This is a genomic window from Burkholderia sp. L27(2015) (genome assembly GCF_009765705.1).
Taxonomy (GTDB): domain Bacteria; phylum Pseudomonadota; class Gammaproteobacteria; order Burkholderiales; family Burkholderiaceae; genus LMUX01.
In genome coordinates, this window is record NZ_LMUX01000021.1 from 1,410,753 (window position 1) to 1,430,650 (window position 19,898).

General features: G+C 59.0%; 19 protein-coding genes. 17 read left to right on the top strand and 2 right to left on the bottom strand.

Annotated elements, in window-relative coordinates; translation table 11 throughout:
• Positions 1-281: 281 nt before the first annotated feature.
• From GSQ77_RS24685 to GSQ77_RS24740, 12 genes are all read left to right on the top strand, one after another.
• The gene (locus tag GSQ77_RS24685) at positions 282-1,211 is read left to right on the top strand and encodes a dihydrodipicolinate synthase family protein (protein WP_158905739.1); all 930 of its coding nucleotides are present in this window, start codon (positions 282-284) and stop codon (positions 1,209-1,211) included.
• Between the two features lie 5 nt (positions 1,212-1,216).
• Positions 1,217-2,149: a Gfo/Idh/MocA family protein gene (locus GSQ77_RS24690; RefSeq protein WP_158905741.1), complete on the top strand. Its 933-nt coding sequence runs from the start codon at positions 1,217-1,219 to the stop codon at positions 2,147-2,149.
• 83 nt (positions 2,150-2,232) lie between these two features.
• Positions 2,233-3,237 (top strand): arabinose ABC transporter substrate-binding protein, encoded by a 1,005-nt coding sequence (locus tag GSQ77_RS24695; RefSeq protein ID WP_158905743.1) that lies wholly within the window; start codon positions 2,233-2,235, stop codon positions 3,235-3,237.
• A gap of 22 nt (positions 3,238-3,259) precedes the next feature.
• Positions 3,260-4,804 carry an L-arabinose ABC transporter ATP-binding protein AraG gene (gene araG, locus GSQ77_RS24700; protein WP_254067833.1) on the top strand — a complete coding sequence of 515 codons (1,545 nt, stop codon included), beginning with the start codon at positions 3,260-3,262 and terminating at the stop codon, positions 4,802-4,804.
• 67 nt (positions 4,805-4,871) lie between these two features.
• Positions 4,872-5,894 carry an L-arabinose ABC transporter permease AraH gene (gene araH / locus GSQ77_RS24705; protein ID WP_158905747.1) on the top strand — a complete coding sequence of 341 codons (1,023 nt, stop codon included), beginning with the start codon at positions 4,872-4,874 and terminating at the stop codon, positions 5,892-5,894.
• A 65-nt stretch (positions 5,895-5,959) separates the two neighbouring features.
• On the top strand, positions 5,960-6,958 hold the full coding sequence (locus GSQ77_RS24710) for a 2-dehydro-3-deoxygalactonokinase (RefSeq protein WP_158905749.1): 999 nt from the start codon (positions 5,960-5,962) through the stop codon (positions 6,956-6,958).
• Between the two features lie 111 nt (positions 6,959-7,069).
• Positions 7,070-7,933 (top strand): SMP-30/gluconolactonase/LRE family protein, encoded by an 864-nt coding sequence (locus GSQ77_RS24715; protein WP_158905751.1) that lies wholly within the window; start codon positions 7,070-7,072, stop codon positions 7,931-7,933.
• Positions 7,926-8,852, top strand: a complete 927-nt coding sequence (locus GSQ77_RS24720) for an aldose 1-epimerase (protein WP_254067771.1) — start codon at positions 7,926-7,928, stop codon at positions 8,850-8,852. The genes GSQ77_RS24715 and GSQ77_RS24720 overlap by 8 nt, the downstream gene beginning before the upstream one ends.
• Positions 8,849-9,616 (top strand): SDR family oxidoreductase, encoded by a 768-nt coding sequence (locus GSQ77_RS24725; protein ID WP_158905753.1) that lies wholly within the window; start codon positions 8,849-8,851, stop codon positions 9,614-9,616. Before GSQ77_RS24720 ends, GSQ77_RS24725 begins: the two co-directional genes overlap by 4 nt.
• Before the next feature lie 9 nt (positions 9,617-9,625).
• Positions 9,626-10,243, top strand: a complete 618-nt coding sequence (locus tag GSQ77_RS24730) for a 2-dehydro-3-deoxy-6-phosphogalactonate aldolase (protein ID WP_158905755.1) — start codon at positions 9,626-9,628, stop codon at positions 10,241-10,243.
• Between the two features lie 176 nt (positions 10,244-10,419).
• Positions 10,420-11,568: a galactonate dehydratase gene (dgoD, locus tag GSQ77_RS24735; RefSeq protein WP_158905757.1), complete on the top strand. Its 1,149-nt coding sequence runs from the start codon at positions 10,420-10,422 to the stop codon at positions 11,566-11,568.
• Between the two features lie 217 nt (positions 11,569-11,785).
• On the top strand, positions 11,786-12,865 hold the full coding sequence (locus GSQ77_RS24740; RefSeq protein ID WP_158905759.1) for a porin: 1,080 nt from the start codon (positions 11,786-11,788) through the stop codon (positions 12,863-12,865).
• Positions 12,866-13,035: 170 nt separating this feature from the next.
• Here GSQ77_RS24740 and GSQ77_RS24745 read toward each other — a convergent pair whose 3' ends face one another.
• Complete coding sequence (locus tag GSQ77_RS24745) at positions 13,036-13,548, bottom strand: DinB family protein (protein WP_158905761.1); 513 nt, start codon at positions 13,546-13,548, stop codon at positions 13,036-13,038.
• 275 nt (positions 13,549-13,823) lie between these two features.
• Here GSQ77_RS24745 and GSQ77_RS24750 point away from each other — a divergent pair, with 275 nt between their 5' ends.
• A complete protein-coding gene (locus GSQ77_RS24750) occupies positions 13,824-14,303 on the top strand; it encodes a nuclear transport factor 2 family protein (protein ID WP_158905763.1) in 480 nt (159 codons plus the stop codon).
• A 24-nt stretch (positions 14,304-14,327) separates the two neighbouring features.
• Here GSQ77_RS24750 and GSQ77_RS24755 read toward each other — a convergent pair whose 3' ends face one another.
• A complete protein-coding gene (locus GSQ77_RS24755) occupies positions 14,328-16,469 on the bottom strand; it encodes an EAL domain-containing protein (RefSeq protein ID WP_301951183.1) in 2,142 nt (713 codons plus the stop codon).
• Positions 16,470-17,015: 546 nt separating this feature from the next.
• Between GSQ77_RS24755 and GSQ77_RS24760 the strand changes: the two genes are divergently transcribed.
• The 4 genes from GSQ77_RS24760 to GSQ77_RS24775 are packed head-to-tail and all read left to right on the top strand — an operon-like array spanning position 17,016 to position 19,890.
• Positions 17,016-18,131: a SpoIIE family protein phosphatase gene (locus tag GSQ77_RS24760; protein ID WP_158905767.1), complete on the top strand. Its 1,116-nt coding sequence runs from the start codon at positions 17,016-17,018 to the stop codon at positions 18,129-18,131.
• A gap of 14 nt (positions 18,132-18,145) precedes the next feature.
• The gene (locus GSQ77_RS24765) at positions 18,146-18,715 is read left to right on the top strand and encodes a SiaB family protein kinase (protein ID WP_158905769.1); all 570 of its coding nucleotides are present in this window, start codon (positions 18,146-18,148) and stop codon (positions 18,713-18,715) included.
• A 21-nt stretch (positions 18,716-18,736) separates the two neighbouring features.
• On the top strand, positions 18,737-19,123 hold the full coding sequence (locus GSQ77_RS24770) for a DUF1987 domain-containing protein (protein ID WP_158905771.1): 387 nt from the start codon (positions 18,737-18,739) through the stop codon (positions 19,121-19,123).
• A gap of 14 nt (positions 19,124-19,137) precedes the next feature.
• On the top strand, positions 19,138-19,890 hold the full coding sequence (locus GSQ77_RS24775) for a GGDEF domain-containing protein (RefSeq protein WP_254067772.1): 753 nt from the start codon (positions 19,138-19,140) through the stop codon (positions 19,888-19,890).
• Positions 19,891-19,898 lie beyond the last annotated feature (8 nt).

The window sequence follows — 19,898 nt, forward strand, 5'->3', positions numbered from 1 at the left end:
TAGCGTTTAATAGTCATGCTATGTGGGTTTCTCGCGCTGCCGACGCTGCGGTGTTAGTCAGACTTTTTTTACGATCCATTACAGCGTGCACGCGGATGAATTCGCAAACTGCCCGATGGCACAGACTTTCAAAGGAAATTGAAGGCAAGTTAATCAGCGCGGGCACTCATTAATAACATGACTATTTATACGTGGAATACGGGGAAACCACTATTCTTCGCCCTATACACACCGAATATAGTTTGACTATTGAATTTGTCATACAAAAGGAACGCACTGCAATGGGAGCTACGCCCCAACCTCGCTACTCAGGGCTTTTTCCAGTCGCGCCGACCCCGTTTACCGAGGCAGGCGATCTGGATCTGGAAGGTCAACGCCGCGTGATGGATTGCATGATCGACCAGCGCGTCGACGGGATTTGCATCCTGGCCAATTACTCGGAGCAGTTCGTCCTGACCGATGCAGAGCGCGACACGCTGATCGACGTTTGTCTGTCGCACGTTGCCGGCCGCGTTCCCGTGATGGTGACCTGCAGCCACTTCAGCACGCGTATCGCCAGCGAGCGTGCGCAGCGTGCCGTGGCCGCTGGCGCAAGCATGCTGATGCTGATGCCGCCGTATCACGGCGCAACGCTGCGCGTTGATGAGAACGCGATGTTCGAGCACTTCGCCAGCGTGGCGCAAGCGGTGGGAGTGCCCATCATGATTCAGGACGCACCGTTGAGCGGCGTGACGCTCAGTGTGCCGTTCCTCGTCCGGCTCGCCCGCGAGTTGCCGCTGGTGCGCTACTTCAAGATCGAAGTCCCCGCTGCCGCAGGCAAACTGCGTGCATTGATTGCGGCCGGGGGCGATGCCATAGAGGGACCGTTCGACGGCGAAGAGGCCATTACCTTGATGCCCGACCTCGATGCCGGCGCCACGGGTACGATGTCCAGCGCACTTTTGCCCGACCTGATACGCCTCGTGCTCGATGCATACCGCGCCGGAGAGCGCCGCGAGGCGCAGCAACGCTACGCGTCCATTCTGCCGCTGATCAACTTCGAGAATCGCCAGTGCGGTCTGCGCGCAGCCAAGACCGTGATGATGGAAGGTGGCGTGATCAAAAGCGATGCCGTGCGGCATCCGCTTGAAAAATTAGGCGCGGCAACGCGTACCGAACTATTAGAATTGGCGCGCGCTGCAAATCCGCTCGCATTGCGTTGGGGTCGCTAGTCAGTATGAACAAACCGCTATCAATCGGCGTGGTGGGAGTCGGCAAGATCGCTCGCGACCAGCATTTGCCGGCGATCGCCGCACTCGATGGCTACACGCTGGTCGCGTGTGCGAGCCCGAATTCGAAAGTCGATGGGGTGCGCAACTACACCAGCATCGAAGCGATGCTAGACGCCGAACCGACGCTGGATGCCGTCTCGTTGTGCGCGACGCCGCAAGTCCGCTTCGAACAGGCGCGCGCCGCGCTCGCCGCGGGCAAGCACGTGATGCTCGAAAAGCCGCCGGGCGCCAGCTTGAGCGAGGTTGCCGTGCTCACCGATCTCGCGGCCGCTGCCGGCCGCACGCTGTTTGCGACCTGGCACTCGCGCCATGCGCCGGCGGTGGAAGTGGCGCGGGCGTGGTTAGCCGAACATACCGTGCACACGGTCGAAGTGCGCTGGAGAGAAGATGTGCGTCGCTGGCACCCAGGCCAGCAATGGATCTGGGAACCCGGTGGGCTCGGTGTGTTCGACCCGGGCATCAATGCGCTGTCCATCGTCACGCGTATCTTGCCGAGCGAAATTTTTCTGCGCAGCGCGACGCTTTGGGTGCCGGCAAACAAACAGGCACCCATCGCCGCAGACCTGAAATTCGTTGACGAGCGCGGCCTTGCCATGGTCAACGCCGTATTCGACTGGCGCCATGGTCCTGTCGAGCAATGGGAGATTCGTGTCGAGTGCAGCGGCGGCATGCTGCACCTGTCCGAAGGCGGAAAGCGCTTGAGCGTGGCCGGGCGCGCCGTACAGCTGGGGCCGGAGCGCGAATACCCATCGCTGTATGAACGATTCCACGAGTTGATACGCAACGGTCAGCAAGATGTCGATGTCCGACCGATGCGGCATGTCGCCGACGCTTTTTTGCTCGGCAATCGGCAGGAGGTAGCAGCATTTCTGGACTGAGCGTTTCATCGAGTTTCCCTAACGGGTCCAACTCACGCGTTATATAAAACAGGTCGATAACGGCCATATCAAGGAGACGACAAATGAACAACAAGCTTCGACGCCTTACCCTTTCCACCATCGCCAGTGCACTGCTGGCCGTGCCGTTCATGGCACAGATTTCGGCACACGCCGCCGAACCGTTGAAAGTCGGCTTTCTGGTGAAGATGCCTGAGCAGGCATGGTTCATCAACGAGGAAAAGGGCGCGACCGCCCTGGGGCAGAAGGAAGGGTTTTCGGTTGTGAATATCGGCACGCCCGACGGCGAGAAGGTGCTTTCGGCAATCGATAACCTCGGCGCTCAAGGTGCCAAAGGCTTCGTGATCTGCGCACCCGACGTGCGTCTCGGACCGGCTATCCAGGCTCGTGCGAAGCGCTATGGCATGAAGTTCGTCACGGTCGACGACCAGTTGGTCGATTCCAGTGGCAAACCGCTGGCCAATGTGCCGCACCTGGGGATGTCCGCGTACAAGATCGGCAACCAAGTGGGTCAGTCGATTGCCGACGAGATGAAACGTCGTGGCTGGAATCCGGATGAAGTGGGCGCGCTGCAAATCACCGACTACGAACTGCCGACTGCCAAGCTGCGTACCGACGGTGCGACCGCCACGCTTTTGGCCAACGGTTTCAAAAAGGACAACGTCTTTAACGCGCCGCAGAAGACCACGGACGACGAAGGTGGCTTCAATGCCGTGTCGCCGGTTCTTTCGCAACACCCCAACATCAAGAAATGGGTGATCTACGCGCTCAATGAAGAAAGCGTGCTCGGCGCCGTGCGCGCCACGGAACAGTTGCATATTGCCGCGCAGGACGTGATCGGCGTGGGTATCAACGGCGCCGGTGAAGCCTTCGCCGAGTTCCAGAAAAAAGAGCCGACTGGTTTCTACGGCACCATCGCGGTGAGCTCGACCAACCACGGCAAGCAGAGCACCGAAAATCTCGTCGACTGGATCAGGGATGGCAAGCAGCCACCCGCCGATACGCAAACCACGGGCAAGCTGATGGTGCGCAGCAACTGGGTGGAACTGCGCCAGGAACTCGGTATTTGATGGCATGAGCGAGACGAACGCGATGAACCTCACAAGTGGAACCGAGGTGTCCGACGCCGCGCAGGCGCATGACACTGCCGCCGATGCGTATCTGCAACTCGACGCCATCTCGGTGCGCTTCCCCGGCGTTCTCGCGCTCGATAGCGTCTCGTTCGGTGTGCGGCGCGGCGAGGTTCATGGGCTGATGGGCGAAAACGGCGCCGGCAAATCGACGCTGCTCAAAGTGCTGTCCGGCGTGAACCAAGCCGAATCGGGGTCGTTGCTGCTCAAAGGGGTCGCACAGAAATTCGCGACCACCAAAGCGGCGATCGAAGCGGGTATCGCGATCATCTATCAGGAACTGCATTTGGTGCCTGAGTTGACGGTGGCGGAAAACCTGATGCTCGGGCAGCTGCCGAACCGCTTCGGCTTGCTCGACGAGAAAGCCATGGTGGCCCGCGCGATCGAAACACTGGACCGGCTTGGCGAAAAGATCGACCCCGCCACGCAAGTCAAGAATCTGTCGCTAGGGCAGCGGCAAATGATCGAGATCGGCAAGGCGTTGATGCGCGACGCACGCGTGATCGCCTTTGATGAGCCGACCAGCTCGCTGTCGTCGCGCGAAGCCGAGCAGTTGTTCAAGATCATTCGCGCGTTGCAGGCGCAAGGCCGCGCCATTATCTACGTGACGCACAGGATGGACGAGGTGTACGAGTTGTGCGATCGCGTTACGGTATTTCGTGACGGGCGCTGTATCAAGACCTTCGAGTCGGTCGACAATCTCGGACGCGACGAGCTGATCAGTTGCATGGTGGGGCGATCGATTGCCGATGTGTACGGCTATCGCCCCCGCGAGATCGGCGCAACGCAGCTTGAAGTCAAGGCGTTGATGGGACCGGGCTTGTCTGCGCCGGTTTCGTTCAGCGCCAGGAGGGGCGAGATCGTAGGCTTCTTCGGCCTGGTGGGCGCGGGGCGCTCCGAATTGATGAAGCTGATCTACGGTGCGGTGCAGCCTAGTAGCGGGCAAGTGGAGCTCAACGGCGTTCCGGTCAGCTTTGCCACGCCGCGCGATGCCGTGCGCGCGGGGGTTGCATTGTGCCCTGAGGACCGCAAGCGGGAAGGGATAGTCGCGATCGCTTCGGTTGCCGACAACCTGAACATCAGCGCCAGGCGACACTTCAGTCTCGCGGGTTTCGTGCTGAACGCGCGCCGTGAGCGCGAGTTGGCGAGCGACTATATCGACAAGCTTTCGATCAAGACGCGCAACGCCGAAACGCCGATAGGCACGCTCTCGGGAGGCAACCAGCAGAAGGTCATCTTGTCGCGCTGGCTTGCCGAGTGCATCGACGTGTTCTTGATGGACGAACCGACGCGCGGCATCGACGTTGGCGCGCGAGCGGAGATATATGGGTTGCTGTATGACCTGGCCGAGGCGGGCCGCACGATCATCGTGGTGTCTAGCGATCTCTCCGAGGTCATAGGTGTGGCCGATCGCGTGCTGGTGATGAAAGAAGGGCGCCTGGTTGGCGACCTGCCGAAGGCGCAGGCCACGCCGGATCAGTTAATCAAGCTGGCGCTGCCGCATTGAGTAGCCGAGCGAATGAGCGAGCGCAACCGGGTGCCGATAGGCACACGAATGGATGAAGAAAGAGATTATGCAAAAACTTAGCACGCCGTCGGCCAACGAGCCGACCACCCCCAACGCCGGAGCACGTCGCGCGGATGCACGCGGACGCGCCGCGCGGACTTGGGAACTGATCAACAAGTCGGGCATCGTGGTGGTGTTCCTGATCCTGTTCGTGGCACTCTCGCTGAGCGTGCCGGAGTTCCTCAGTACGCGCAATATTCAAGGCCTGCTGCTTTCAGTCACGCTGATCGGATCGATTTCGGTGACCATGATGTTCGTGCTGGCGTTGGGGGAAGTCGACCTGTCGGTTGCCTCGATTGTGGCGTTTGCGGGGGTCGTCGCGTCCACCGTGATCACGTCGACGCATAGTGTGGTGCTTGGTGTTACGGCCGGTGTGCTTGCGGGCGGCGCGGTCGGATTGGTCAACGGTGTGCTGATCGCTCGCTTCAAGGTCAACTCGCTGATCGTTACGCTGGCAATGATGGAGGTGGTGCGGGGCCTCGCTTATATCACCTCGAACGGCGACGCAGTGATGATTTCGGAGGAACGCTTCTTCGATCTCGGCGGCGGGTCGTTTCTGGGCATCAGCTTCCCGATCTGGTCGAACATCGTTGGCTTTGTCGTGTTCGGCTTCCTGCTCAAGAAAACCATATTCGGCAAGAACGTGCTCGCGGTGGGCGGGAATGGTGAAGCGGCGCTACTTGCGGGCTTGCCGGTCACGCGCATCAAGATCACCGTGTTTGTGCTGCAGGGGCTGGTCACAGGCTTTGCCGGTGTGATGCTGGCTTCGCGCATGAGCCTTGGCGACCCGAAGACTTCGGTTGGCCTGGAGCTCGGCGTGATCAGTGCGTGTGTGCTCGGAGGCGTGTCGTTGACCGGTGGCGTTGCGACCATATCGGGCGTGCTCGTCGGTGTGCTGCTGATGGGCTCGGTGCAAGACGCGATGAGCCTCGTCAATGTGCCGACGTTCTATCAGTATCTGATCCGGGGCGGCATTCTGTTGCTTGCTGTTTTGTTCGACCAATTCCGTCGCAGCAAGCGCGTGCACTAACTCATCGGACGCAAATATCCGACGCAAATTCGACTGATGCAAATCTATTTAAAGCCACTACACGCATGAACATCTTGACTATCGATACGGGCACGACCAACACACGGGTGACCGTGTGGCGCGGCAATGCGCCGCTCGGCCACGCGAGTCGCGAGATCGGCGTGCGCGATACCGCGATCACTGGCACCACCGCCCGTTTGATCGCCGGGATTCGCGATGCCATGCAGGCGGCTGTGGCGGAAGTCGGTCTCACGTTGAACGCGATGGATTGCGTCCTAGCTTCCGGCATGATTACCTCCAACCTTGGTCTGCACGAGTTACCTCATCTCGTCGCCCCGGCTGGCCGGGAAGCCCTTGCGCAAGGCATGGCGCGAGTATCGATTGCCGACGTATGTCCGCAAGACATCTGGTTTGTGCCCGGAGTGCGTAACCCGGTGGAAGATGTGGGATTGCACAATTGCGAAGCGATGGACATGATGCGCGGCGAGGAGACCGAGGCGATCGCGTTGATCGATCGTCTGGCATTGCGCGAACCTGCGGTCATCATGCTACCCGGCTCGCACTCGAAATTCGTTCATGTGGATGGCGCGCAGCGCATCGCCGGTTGCATCACGACGATTGCCGGAGAGTTGCTCGATGTCATCACGCACAACACCCTGTTGACCGATACCCTGAGCGGGGAATTTGCCGATACGCTAGCCCCGGATATGCTGCTCGCCGGCGCACGGTCCGCCGCGCGGGTGGGTCTCGCGCGTGCGTGCTTTACGGTCCGGATTCTGGATCGGTTCACGAGTCACGATCGCAACGCTCGTGCCAATTATCTATTGGGCGCCGTGCTCGGTTCCGATCTCGTCACGTTAAAAAATAGTAGTGCTATTCATATAAACGCGAACACAAAGTTCGTGATCGCCGGAAAACCGTTGTTGCGCGAAGCATTGGCCATTCTGGCACGGGCAGACGAATTCTTTTCCGGCTCGGTCACCGTCACGTCGGACGAGCAGCAGGCCGATCTGGCAGGGTTTGGCGCGATGTGCATTGCGAAAGCGCGCGGATTGATCCAGTAGAAGGAATACGTAGCGGACGGACCTCCTTTGTTGTCGTTGCCGTCGGGAATTTAAAGAGTTCATTTTGGTGCGCTGCCCGTAAGCGGGCGTAGCGGACCTCAGGGAAAACGAATGGTATCGGTGCAACCACTGCTGAAGCGGCGTCATGATTTGAGCGAGTGCATCGTTTGGGACGATGTGCTCGGCGTATTGTGGTGGACCGACATTTTCGCGGCGACCTTATGGCAGTACGATCCCGTGCGCAACTGCGAGCGCAGTTGGGTCTTGCCGTCGGCCTTGGGTTCCTTCGCCTTGACCACCACGCCGGGAGTGCTGCTGCTGGGGCTGCGCAAGGAGCTAGCGCGCTTTGACACGAATCACGACAAACTCGAAGTACGGGTACCCGTCGAACCGGACCTTGCGCAGACTCGCATCAACGACGGCCGTTGCGACCGCGCCGGCAATTTCATCTTCGGCACCACCAACGATGGCGCACTTCATGTGCCCGGTGCTTTCTACCGCTACACGCCGCAAGGCCAATTAAGCCGGCTCGATTTACCTTCGGTGGCGATTGCCAACAGTCTATGTTTCAGCCCGGACGGCGGCACGCTCTACTACGCCGACTCGCCCGCACGACGCATCATGGCATGCGACTACGACTCGGCGAATGGCCAGGTGCGGCGCTCGCGTGTGTTTGTCGAAGTCGAACACGGCGTGCCCGACGGTTCGTGCGTGGATGCCGAGGGCTACCTGTGGAATGCGGTATGGGGTGCGAGCCGCGTGATGCGTTACGCGCCGGATGGTCGCACCGACAGAATTTTGGATTTGCCGGCCCGGCAGCCGAGCTGCGTTGCCTTCGGTGGCGCGGCATTCGATACCTTGTATGTCACATCCGCACGTCGCGACATGCCGGACGATGAGCAAGACTCGGGGCTGGTCTACAGCGTGACCGGGCTCGGGGTGCGCGGTCTTCGGGAGTGCCGCTTCGATGCTTAAAAAATCCACACCCATGCCCAGCCCCGCATGCAGCCCCATATCCAGACTCATCCTCGCCAATGACCGTTTGCGCGCCGAGATCGTTCCGGAGCTGGGCGGCGCGTTGGCGCGTCTCGATGCGCTCAGTGCCGATGGAGCGCAACCCTTGCTGCGCGCCCACGCGGCAGACGCCGGTGAGCACGATCCCAATCTTCTGGCCTGCTATCCGCTGGTGCCCTGGTCGAATCGTATCGGCGGTGGCCAATTCGTGTTCGACGGGCGTACCGTGGAAGTCCCGCGTACCTGCGCCGCCGAAACGCTGCCGATCCATGGACATGGCTGGCGAGCACCGTGGCAACTCATAGAACAAGATCAAGACCTTGTGTCGCTGTCGTACTCGCATGAGGACGGGAAGCCGTATCGTTACCGCGCACAGCTCGACTACCGGCTGACCGGTGAACAACTGACGGTCACGCTTGCGCTCCAGAATCTGGGCGCGACGCTCCCGTTCGGGATGGGCCTGCACCCATTTTTCCCACGCAACTCGCGCACGCGTCTTTACGCACCCGCACAGTATTGGTGGGAATCCGGTCCGGATCATCTGCCCGTCGCTCAAGCCTCGTTACCCATCGCAGTCGATTTTGCTACGTTGCGCGGCATGCCCGACGGTGTCGACCATGCGTTTGGCGGATGGGCGGGTCTTGCGCGCATCGACGGCGGCCCGTTCACCCCTTCGGTGACGCTCGAGTCCGATACCGATCATTACGTGCTTTACACGCCGGCAGGGCAGTCGTTTTTTTGTTTCGAGCCCGTCGATCACCCCATCAACGCATGCAATCTCCCCGGAGAAGCTACGCAACATGGGTTGACGGTGTTGAGCGAAGGCGAAACGCTGACGCGTAATTTTCGCTTCGTCGTATCAGCTCGGGGTGCGCAATGAGACTCGCGGGCAAGGTCGCTGTGATCACGGGCGCGGCCCAAGGCATAGGCGCGGCGACCGCGCGTCTGTTCGCCGAGCAGGGCGCATGCGTTGTGATCAACGATAGCCAATGCGACGAGCGAGCCTACGCGCTGCAGGCCGAAATCGGTGCCGATCGCGCGTTGTGTTTCGAGGCTGACGTCAGCAACCGGGCGGCGGTCGGTCAACTGATAGCCGCCACGCTGGAGCGATTCGGCGCACTCGACGTTCTGATCAACAACGCCGGCGTCAACGTGTTCGGCGATCCGCTCACGCTTTCCGCGACGGACTGGCGGCGTTGCATGGACGTCGACCTCGATGGCGCGTGGCATTGCTGCCAGGCCGCGCTGCCGGAGATGTTGGCGCGCGGTGCCGGAAGCATCGTCAATATCGCGTCGGTGCATGGACACAAGATTATTCCCGGCGCGTTTCCCTATCCCGTAGCCAAGCACGGCGTGATTGGCCTGACGCGCGCATTGGGTATCCAGTATGCGGCGCACGGGATACGCGTGAATTCGATCTCGCCGGGCCTGATTCTCACACCGTCCGCCGAAGCCCATTTTTTGCGCGATGCCGACCCTGATGGTGAACGACGTCGGCAAGCCGATTTGCTGCCGTGCAAACGTATAGGCGAACCCATCGAAGTGGCCTACACGGCCTTGTTCCTGGCCAGCGATGAAGCACGCTTCATCAACGCCACCGACATTTTGATCGACGGCGGTCGATCGCAGCTTTACCACGAATAAAGGACTTCCATGACTTGGCCGACCCGCTTGCCGCTCATCGCTATTTTGCGTGGCATCACGCCTGACGAAGTGATTGCCCATGTCGCCAAGTTAATCGAGGTTGGCTTCGACGCGATCGAGGTGCCGCTCAATTCGCCCAATAGCCTGGTCAGCATTGAACGCCTGGTGCGCGAGTTCGGTACGCAGGCGTGCATCGGCGCCGGAACGGTGCTCGACGTCGAAGCGGTGGATAAGCTGGCGGCGCTGCGATGCCGTTTGATCGTAACCCCGAACACCGACCCCGCGGTGGTTAGGCGTGCGCGCGGACACGACATGCTGTGCGCTATTGGGTGCGCCACGCCCAGCGAGGCGTTTGCCGCCATCCGCGCGGGTGCGCAAGCCATCAAGGTTTTTCCCGCGGGTATTTTTGGCCCCGCCTATATCCGTGCACTCAAGGCCGTCCTGCCGCCCGATTTGCCGGTGTTCGCCGTGGGTGGCGTCACGCCGGGCACCTTGGCCGATTATCTCGCGGCGGGATGTATAGGCGCCGGGCTCGGCGGCGACTTATACCAGCCCGGCCAACCGGTATCGCGTACCGAGCAACAAGCGCAGGCATTCGTCGATGCGTATCGTCAAACAGTAAGGTAAAGCAGTAGTGCTAATGCGGTAGGGCTCATGCAGTAAAGGTAAGGCAGTAAAGGCGTGAGGGCTTTCGGCGGCTCATAAGGTCGCTCTCGCAAAGTTGCAGTCAAAAAACGCTTGGGAAGGACGTCAACAAGGCGGCCGTTAGTTATTCGTTTATTCGGAATCATGGCAAGGACAGGATGAAAATCACCCAAATCACAACGTATCGTCTGCCGCCGCGCTGGGCATTCGTGAAAATCGAAACAGATGAAGGCATCACAGGCTGGGGAGAAGCGGTGATCGAAGGGCGTGCCCGCACCGTCGAGGCGGCAGTGCTGGAGTGCGCACAGGATCTGATCGGCAAGGACCCGAGTCGAATCAACGACCTGTGGCAGATGCTGTACCGCGCGGGCTTTTACCGCGGCGGCGCGATTTTGATGAGCGCCATTGCCGGCATCGACCAGGCCTTGTGGGACATCAAGGGCAAGGCGCTGGGCGTGCCCGTGTACCAGTTGCTGGGCGGCTTGGTGCGTGACCGGATGAAAACCTACAGTTGGGTGGGGGGCGACAGGCCCGCGGATATCATTCGCGATATTCGCGCTCGGGTCGAGCTGGGTTTTGACACCTTCAAGCTCAACGGTTGCGAAGAAATGGGCATGATCGATTCGAGCCGTACCGTTGATGCCGCCGTCGCCAAAGTTGCAGAAATCCGCGCAGCGTTCGGCGACCAGATCGAGTTCGGCCTCGACTTTCACGGCCGCGTGTCCGCGCCCATGGCAAAGGTACTGATCAAGGAGCTGGAGCCGTATCGTCCGCTGTTTATCGAGGAGCCGGTGCTACCGGAGCAGTCGGAGCACTATGCGCGGCTCGCGGCACAAACGCATATCCCGCTTGCCGCGGGCGAGCGCATGTACAGCCGCTTTGAATTCAAGCGCGTACTGGAAGCGGGTGGACTCGCGATACTGCAGCCTGATGTGTCACATGCCGGCGGCATTACCGAGTGCGTAAAGATTGCGGCGATGGCCGAAACGTATGACGTGGCGCTGGCGCCGCATTGCCCGCTGGGACCCCTTGCGCTGGCTGCGTGTCTGCATGTGGATTTCGTCTCCTGGAATGCCTTTATCCAGGAACAAAGCATGGGCATCCACTACAACCAAGGCGGCGAGGTGCTGGACTATGTGTTGAACAAGGAAGATTTTGCGCTGGACGGTGGTTATATCGCGCCGTTCACCAAGCCAGGACTAGGCGTCGAAATCGACGAAGCACTCGTTATCGAGCGCAGCCGCAACGCACCCGACTGGCGCAACCCCTTGTGGCGACATCGCGATGGCAGTGTGGCGGAGTGGTAGAAGAGCGGTAGAGGCGAGCGTATAGAGGCTCCATCGGCCGGCTTCTACTCGATATCGCAGGACCAGGCGAAGCAACGCCGCCTTTTGCGTAACACGAAATTTCGTAACACGTAGTTCAGGACAACCAGGAGGGAAGTATTAAACCAATTAACCGATACAGAATCAATAAATAAGTATACCTAAATAAATAAATTAAAATTAAGGAATGGAGAAGACGATGAAGAAGACTCTACTCGCAGCGGCGCTGATGAGTGCGGGCGCCTGCGCATACGCGCAGAGCAGCGTTACGCTTTACGGGCGGCTGGACAACGGCATCGAGTACATGTCGGGTGTGCCCACCGGTCCCACAACGGCGCAATCGCGGCTTCGCGTCGAAAGCGGGGATTGGGGCACCAGCCTGTTCGGGATGAAAGGCGTCGAGGACATCGGCGGGGGCACCAAAGTGACGTTCCACTTGGAGGATGGGCTAAACACCGTGAACGGCGCGAGCGCCGGACCGGCTGGCACCGCCTTCAGCCGGTACGCCGACGTCGGTGTTACCAACGACACCTACGGTACGCTGTTGTTGGGCAAGGAGCTTTGGATATCGAACATGGATTGGGATTTCGATCCACTGGGCCAGTCGAACTGGTCGTCCGCCTCGCTGGTGGGAGGGCGTAACTGGGTCGGCTCGCAAAACGGCATCACCTATGAGACGCCTACGGTGGGTGGCTTTAACGCGGTAGGGGTGTATGGGCTAAGCAACTCAACGGACTTCAACGGCAACACCACGCCGGGTACGCAGAATGGGCGACGTGCGGGTTTTGCTGCGACCTATACCTCGGTGCTGTTTCAAGTGCGTGGGATTTACGACGAAATCCGCGACAGCACGGGCGGTTTCACCGATGTGTACGCGTCTTCGCGCGAATACTTCGCGGGCTTGAACGTGTTTCTCGGGCCCGTCACGTTGCAAGCGGCCTATCAAGGTTCGCATGCACCGCAGGCTGCGGCGGGTGCACCGTCGACTACCAACCTCGAGTGGGGAGGTGCGACTTATCGGATCAATCCTGAGGTGGCGTTGATTGCGGCGGTCTACCATGTGAACGCGAACAACGGCGGCGGGTCGGCCACCATGTACACGCTTTCGGGTACGTACAGTTTATCCAAGCGTACCTTGATTGCCCTGGAGGCCGCGACTTTGCACAATAGCAAGAACGGTGCTTTCGGGCTGAACGCGAACGAGCCGGGTACCGGCGACGCGCCACTGGCCGGCCATGGTCAGTCGGGCGTGTTCGTGGACTTGCAGCACGAGTTCTAGTACGACAGCTCCGGGTCTTGAGTTCCGCGTCCAGGGCTCCGCGGCTAGAACTCTGAGTCTAAAGCTCCGGGTCTAGCGCTTCGGGTCCAGAGCCTTTTCTCTACGGGTGGGTTCCCGCCGTCATGCTTCAATCGACTGACGGGAAATCCAGCACCGTCTGTGCGAGCGTCTTAGCGCACTGAATTGTCCAGACTGACCATAAAGACGGGGAGATCGGTCGTAGGCGGCTTGGCCGGCACCTGGAAAAACATCTCAGCGACCCAGCCTCGGTGATAGCTTGCATGGTTGACCAAATGCAGGAATATCGCGCCGCGCGACATGACCGCTTGCTCGCCCGATATAAATTTGAACGGTACGGCTTCGTCCAATGTGAGGTCGGACTGCTTCGCGCTCCAGTCGATGACCCAGTCGTTCATGGTCTGCTGCGCTTGCCACAGATCAGCCAGTTTGGGATGAAGCACAAGGTTGCGTGCGGTGTAGCCATGGTCGCGCCCCTCGAGATGCGCTTGCCAGATGCGATCGACCACGTAATTGTGGTTGAGGGTGCCCACCATCGTTTTGAACAGCGTCTGCCGCGGTCGATCCCATTCGACTTCGGGTAGATTCGCAACAGCGTCGAACATCAGTCGGTCGGCCCACGCTTTGTACTGGGAAAGCATGACAGCGGTGCGTGTATTGATCATCTTGTGTATCGCCGGTTGATAAAGGTTAAGTGGTGCACGCAGCACCGCTGGTTAGCTGGTCGCTTGGATAACGGTGCCTTTTCGACAAATTCCGTGCGGTTTCGAAAGAACCGAAAAGCCGCGGCGCTTATAATTTTTTGCACTTTGCTTGAGCGATCGATCGCGTTTTAATTAGCGAATACGGCTCACCGTGGTCGAATCTGCCTACATAGCTTACGTGGTTTCCAATCCCGCCGCCGGGTCCTGCCGGGCGGCCGAGCGCCGAGGAGCAACACATGTCTTCCGATCAAGAAGTCCTACCGCCGCTGCCGCCCTTCACGCGCGAGACCGCGATCCAGAAGGTTCGCCTGGCCGAAGATGGCTGGAACACGCGCGATCCGGCAAGGGTTGCACGTGCCTATTCGCTCGATACGAAGTGGCGTAATCGGGCGGAATTTGCGAACAACCGCGACGAGGCACGCGCGTTCCTGGAACGCAAATGGAAAAGAGAACTGGACTATCGCTTGATCAAGGAGTTGTGGGCGTTCGAGGGCAACCGCATCGCCGTGCGCTTCGCCTACGAAAGCCATGACGATTCCGGTAACTGGTCTCGATCCTACGGCAACGAGAACTGGGAGTTCGGCCCGGATGGACTGATGCATCATCGCTATGCGAGCATCAACGACCTGCCGATCAAGGAGGCCGATCGCAAATTTCATTGGCCGCTGGGCCGCCGACCCGACGATCACCCGGGGCTCAGCGAACTGGGGTTGTGATCACGCTTGTGATCAGACTTGCCTTCAAGAAATCGGCCGCGCGTCAAAGATCTTGTCGAGGGGTATCGGACGGTGCCGCAAAAAGCCCTGCGCATAGTCGATCCCCATTTCGCGCAGTAACGATTCGACGGCCTCGGTCTCGACAAATTCGGCTACGGTTTTCTTACCCGTTATCTTCGCAACGTCACGGATGCACCGTACCGTAGCTTGATCGACCAAGTCGACCACCAGATCCCGAACGAATTGTCCATCGATTTTCAGGTAATCGACGGGCAGGCTCTTGAGGTAGCCGAACGACGAGGCGCCACTACCGAAGTCGTCGAGCGCGAAGCGAACGCCGAATTTCCGCATGGACTCAAAGAAGCAGATCGCGTCGCTCAAGTTGGTGATGGCCGCGGTTTCAGTGATCTCAAAGCATAGCTTTTGATGATCGAATGCGATGGTTTCCATCAACTCCATCACGTAGCGATGGAAATCACGGTCGCCGATCGACTGGCCTGACAGGTTGATCGCTACGGTGCCGACATGTGGGAGCGTCGCCCTGTGCTCGGCCATCCACTCGAATACCTCATGCACGACCCAGCGATCGATACGTGTAGCCATATGAAAACGCTCAGCGGAGGGCAGGAACGCACCGGGCGAAATCAGCGTTCCATCATCGTTGATCAGTCGTAGCAAGATCTCGACGTGCAGGCCACCGTTTTCATCGCCCAATGGCGTGATCTGCTGCCAGTGCAGGGCGAACTGCCCTTTGTCCAACGCTTGTTCAAGCCGGTAAACCCATTGCATGTCTTGGCGATGGGCCTCGATCATCTCATCGGCCGCAAAGTAGGTATGCACGCGGTTTCGCCCGGCTGCCTTGGCGGCATAACATGCGCTGTCGGCCGCTTGCAAGATACTCGCCGTGGTCGGCCACCCCGCGTCCACCGGGACCAGCCCTATACTTGCACCGATATGGAAACGCTGGTTTCCGTGTTGAAACCGTACTGCATCGATTCCCTGACAGATCGTCTGCGCGATGTCTTGTGCCGTCTTAAAAGAGCAGTTTTCGAGGATCAGGCCAAACTCATCGCCGCCTAAGCGGGCGAAGGCATCACCCTTGCGCACGAATCGCCTGATGATGCCGACCACCTGCTTGAGCACTTGGTCCCCAGCAGCATGCCCAGCCGCATCATTGACCAGACTGAATCGGTCAAGATCGATGTACATCAATGCGTATTGCGCCTCTCCTCTGTGAGCGGCGGTCAACGTCAGTTGCAAGCACCGCTCGAATTCGTCGCGATTGAGAAGCCCCGTGAGCGTGTCATGCGTTGCCCGGTACTTCATTTCGTCGTTCAGGCGACGTTGTTCGGAGACGTCGCGCACGACCAACACCACGCCTAGCGTCTGGCCGGCAACATTCTTGATCGGTCCCGCGGACCCTTCAATATAATATTCTTGGCAATCGCGGCTGATCAATATCGTGTGATCGGCCAAGCTGACGAAACGCTCCTCGGATAGGGAAACGTTCACCGGACTATCGACCGGCAATCGGCTCACGTCCATGACGATGTGCAATATCGTTTCAGACGGCCGCCCCCGAGCATAGCCATTCGTCCAGCCGGTGAGTCGTTCAGCGACGGGATTAAGGTACTCGACTCGACCTCGCGCATCCGTGGTGATGACGCCATCACCAATGGAATGAAGCGTCACACGCAATCGCTCATGCTGCGCGGCGAGTTCGCGTTGCATGCGCTTGCGTTCGGTCACGTCCACCATCACCGTCAGTGAGTGCAAAGGCAAATCGCCGGTATCGCGTTGGATCACGGACGACACCATCATGTCGATGAGAGTCCCGTCCTTGCGCATGGCCTGGTATTCGATACCGTGACATTGGCCAGTTCGGAAAAGCTCAGGGATGACCGTCTCAGTGGCATAGGCACGCGATGCCGGCGTCAAAAAATCTACAACCAAACGGCCGACCACCTCGTCACGCGCATAGCCGAGCGTTCTTAGCCAGACATCGCTCACGTGTACCAAGCGCCCTTGTGCATCAATCGAATGGAGCATGGCCGGCGTGGCTTTAAAAAGCATCCGGTAGCGTTGCTCACTCACTGCCTTTGTTTGTTTTACCAACGATAACTGTTGTTCGTTCAACAGGGATGGATCCTGGTCTTTCGTCTGCATGTATCGGGGGGGGCGGTTCTGTATAAATATGTGCCGCGCTTCGGTCCATGATCGGGTGGGCAATCTATTTATGCATTGCCGTTACTGCACCGACGCACAGCAGAAGCGGGCGCTTCGCACCCAGGCCTTCGAGGCGAGGGAAAGCGTGACAGGCACTCCGATGTTATAGCGCCTTTCTGAATAGATTAGTCATCCTTAAGTACTTCGCATTCATCCACGCGTCGGACGACAAATTGGCAATAGCCCTATTCCATCGGAATCGTCGTAATAATTGAGAACAATTCTTGCTCTATCTAATATAAATTCCATATAAATTTCGAGTGTAATGTGGCCAACTAGCGAACCGGTTATAAGCGATCCACGTTTTCTTGACAATTGAATGAAGAGGCATTAGCGTGCTGCTTTCTTTCTTCAATGACAAGCCTCGCCATGCATTCAGCGCTTTCGCAGTTTCGTCGCCCCCGCATTGACGGTGGCCCACGATGCGCTGGCGACTTGTCGAGAAAAGTCGCGGCCATCGACGCGGCCGATTCCAACTCGTTAGTAATGGAAACTTTCTACTCGCGGCCCGACACGGTCAGCCTGGCTGTGATTGAAGGCGATCGGCCCATCGGCTTAATTAACCGCGATATTTTCCTGTCGCAAATGAGCAAGCGGTTCCACCGCGAGCTTTATGACAAGAAGACCTGTATCGCGTTCATGGACAAAGAGCCACTCATCGTCGACGCCGACATGAGCATCGAAGAGCTGACATTCAAGATCGTAGAAGTGGGTGAAAAAGCGCTGATTGATGGATTCATCGTAACGCGGGCAGGCCGATTTGCCGGCATCGGCAGCGGCTTGAAGTTGCTGGGTACCGTGGCCGAAATTCAGGCGCAAAGGAATCGCCAGCTCATGCAGAGCATCGAATATGCCAGCGTGATCCAGCGAGCCATGCTGCGCGCCTCGCGCGAGGCGCTGTCGACGACGCTGCCCGCCGCTGCGCTGGTATGGGAACCGCGCGACGTGGTCGGTGGCGACTTCTATCATTTCGCAGCGCTTTCCGATGGATGGTTCGGCGCTGTAGCCGACTGCACCGGACACGGGGTGCCTGGCGCTTTCATGACGCTGCTTGCATCGTCGTCGTTGTCGCAGGCGCTTGAGTTGATCGGCCCGCGCGATCCGGCCGCGCTGCTTGCGGCAGTCAATAGCAACGTCAAGGGGCTGTTGGGACAGGTCAACGCGGGCGGGGCGTCGCCGCAGTCCAACGATGGCCTTGATGCCGCGTTTTTCTGGCTCGATGCACAGCGGCAGCAGCTGAATTTCTCAGGCGCGCGCATCGCGCTGCACATTCTGCGACCCGATGCAAATCAGTTCGAAAGCATCCCGGGCGAACGCATGGGTGTGGGCTACGTCGACAGTCTCGCAGACTATGCATGGACGCTGCATACGATTACGGTCCCGCACGGCAGCCTGCTGTTCATTTCGACAGACGGTCTGATCGATCAGATCGGCGGTCCGCGCGAGATCACCTTCGGCAAACGCCGGGCCCTCGATCTGATCCTTGAGCATCGGGCGCAATCGCCGTCCGCGATCTGCGAAATCCTGCAGCGCGCACTCGCCGACTGGCAAGGTGCGCAAACTCGTCGCGACGACGTCACCCTATTTTTTGCACGCGTTTAAGGTAGTCCATGAACATGTCCGAATTCCTAGGCCAGGAGAACGCGTTTTTTGAGCTCGCTCAGCAACGTAACCTGATTTTTTATCACAAGGGCTACTTTTCCCATAGCATCGTTACGGCGATGAGCGAGGTCGTGAAACTGCAATTGGAAGTTGCAGGCGTCGGCGCTCCGACCCGGCGTAAATTGTTTTCATCCTTTATCGAGCTCTCGCAAAATATCGTCCACTATTCGTCCGATTGGCTCGTCGAAGGTCAGGACCAGGGTGGCGCGATACGCGAGGGCGCGGTGTACATCGTCACCGAGGTGGAGCGACAGCGACACCTCATGCTATGCGTGAATCCCATTGCGCGAGCTGCGGTGAAAGATCTGCGCGAAACGCTGGAACCGCTGCGCAACATGTCGCCCGATGAAATCAAACAAGCGTACAAGGTATCGTTGCGTGCAGACACGCCCGCGCAAAGCAAGGGCGCGGGGCTGGGATTTCTGACGATGGCGCGCGATGCGAGCGAGCCGCTCGAATTCGGATTTTTCCCACGTGCCGACGACCCGGAAACCACGCTGTTTTGCCTCAAGACCATCATCTGAAGTAAGGTATGTGTACCATCCATGGATAACTTTTACATTGCCGCCACGGCTACGTCGCCGGAAGTGAATTTCCGGTTCGACCAGAACCTGCTGTCGCTCAGTGGTGAGTCTTACCCCGAGAACGCGGCCGCGTTCTATACGCCTGTCATCGAGAAACTGCGAACCTACCTGGCGAGCTGCGCCGATACCGTTGTCACCGCCAACGTCACCCTGACGTACTTCAATAGCTCCAGCACGAAGATTCTGTTCAGCATATTCGATGCGCTGGACCGGGCGGCTTCATCGGGAAATCGCGTGTTGGTGAACTGGTATCGCGACGAAGAGGAAGAGACGATTCTCGAATTCTGCGAGGAGTTGCAAATCGATTTTACGGCGATCGAGTTTACCGATTGCCCCATTGCGACTTAAGGACGGTGATCGTAGTGTCGACTTCCCCCTCGGACGCGGCTTCGAACGACGCGCCGGATCTGTTTCAGAGCGAGACTGCAGCGCTCGAAAAAGCGCGCGCGATCCGTGCGAACGCCGACGCAGATGCCGAGAACTACCGCCTGGCGCTAGGTGAACTCATCGGGTATTTCGAGCGCCTGATGCGTGAGACGCGTCGTCTGATCGGACGCAGCGATCGCACCGAACGCGAAATGCATGCGCTCACCCAGCAGTTGCAATATCGCGCAACCCACGACGGGCTAACCGGTGTGTTCAACCGCAGTGCGGTGATTGAGCAGGCGAGCAAGGCATTGCGCCTGGAGCGCACGGTGATGGTCGTCCTCGACATCGACGAGTTCAAGAAGGTCAACGACGATTTTGGCCATCCCGCAGGCGACGCGGTCATTCTCGGCGTCGTCGATTGTTTGCGGCGCATCGTGGGAGAGCGAGGTGTCATTGGCCGTATCGGCGGCGAAGAATTTACAGTGGTGTTGCCGCGGCATGATCTAACCGATGCCTTGGAATTGGCTGAGAGCATGCGTTCGGCTATTTGCAAGCACCTTTTCGCACCGCCTGTGAATCGTCGCATTACGGCCAGTTTCGGCGTCAGTGTCAATGCAGTTGGCACCGATTTCGACACGGGCTACGGGCTGGCGGACGCTGCCTTGTATAGAGCGAAGCGTGGGGGCCGCAATCGTGTGGAGATTGCTGATCCGCAATTGGCATCGATTTCAAGCGTAGCTAGGTGATTTCGAGG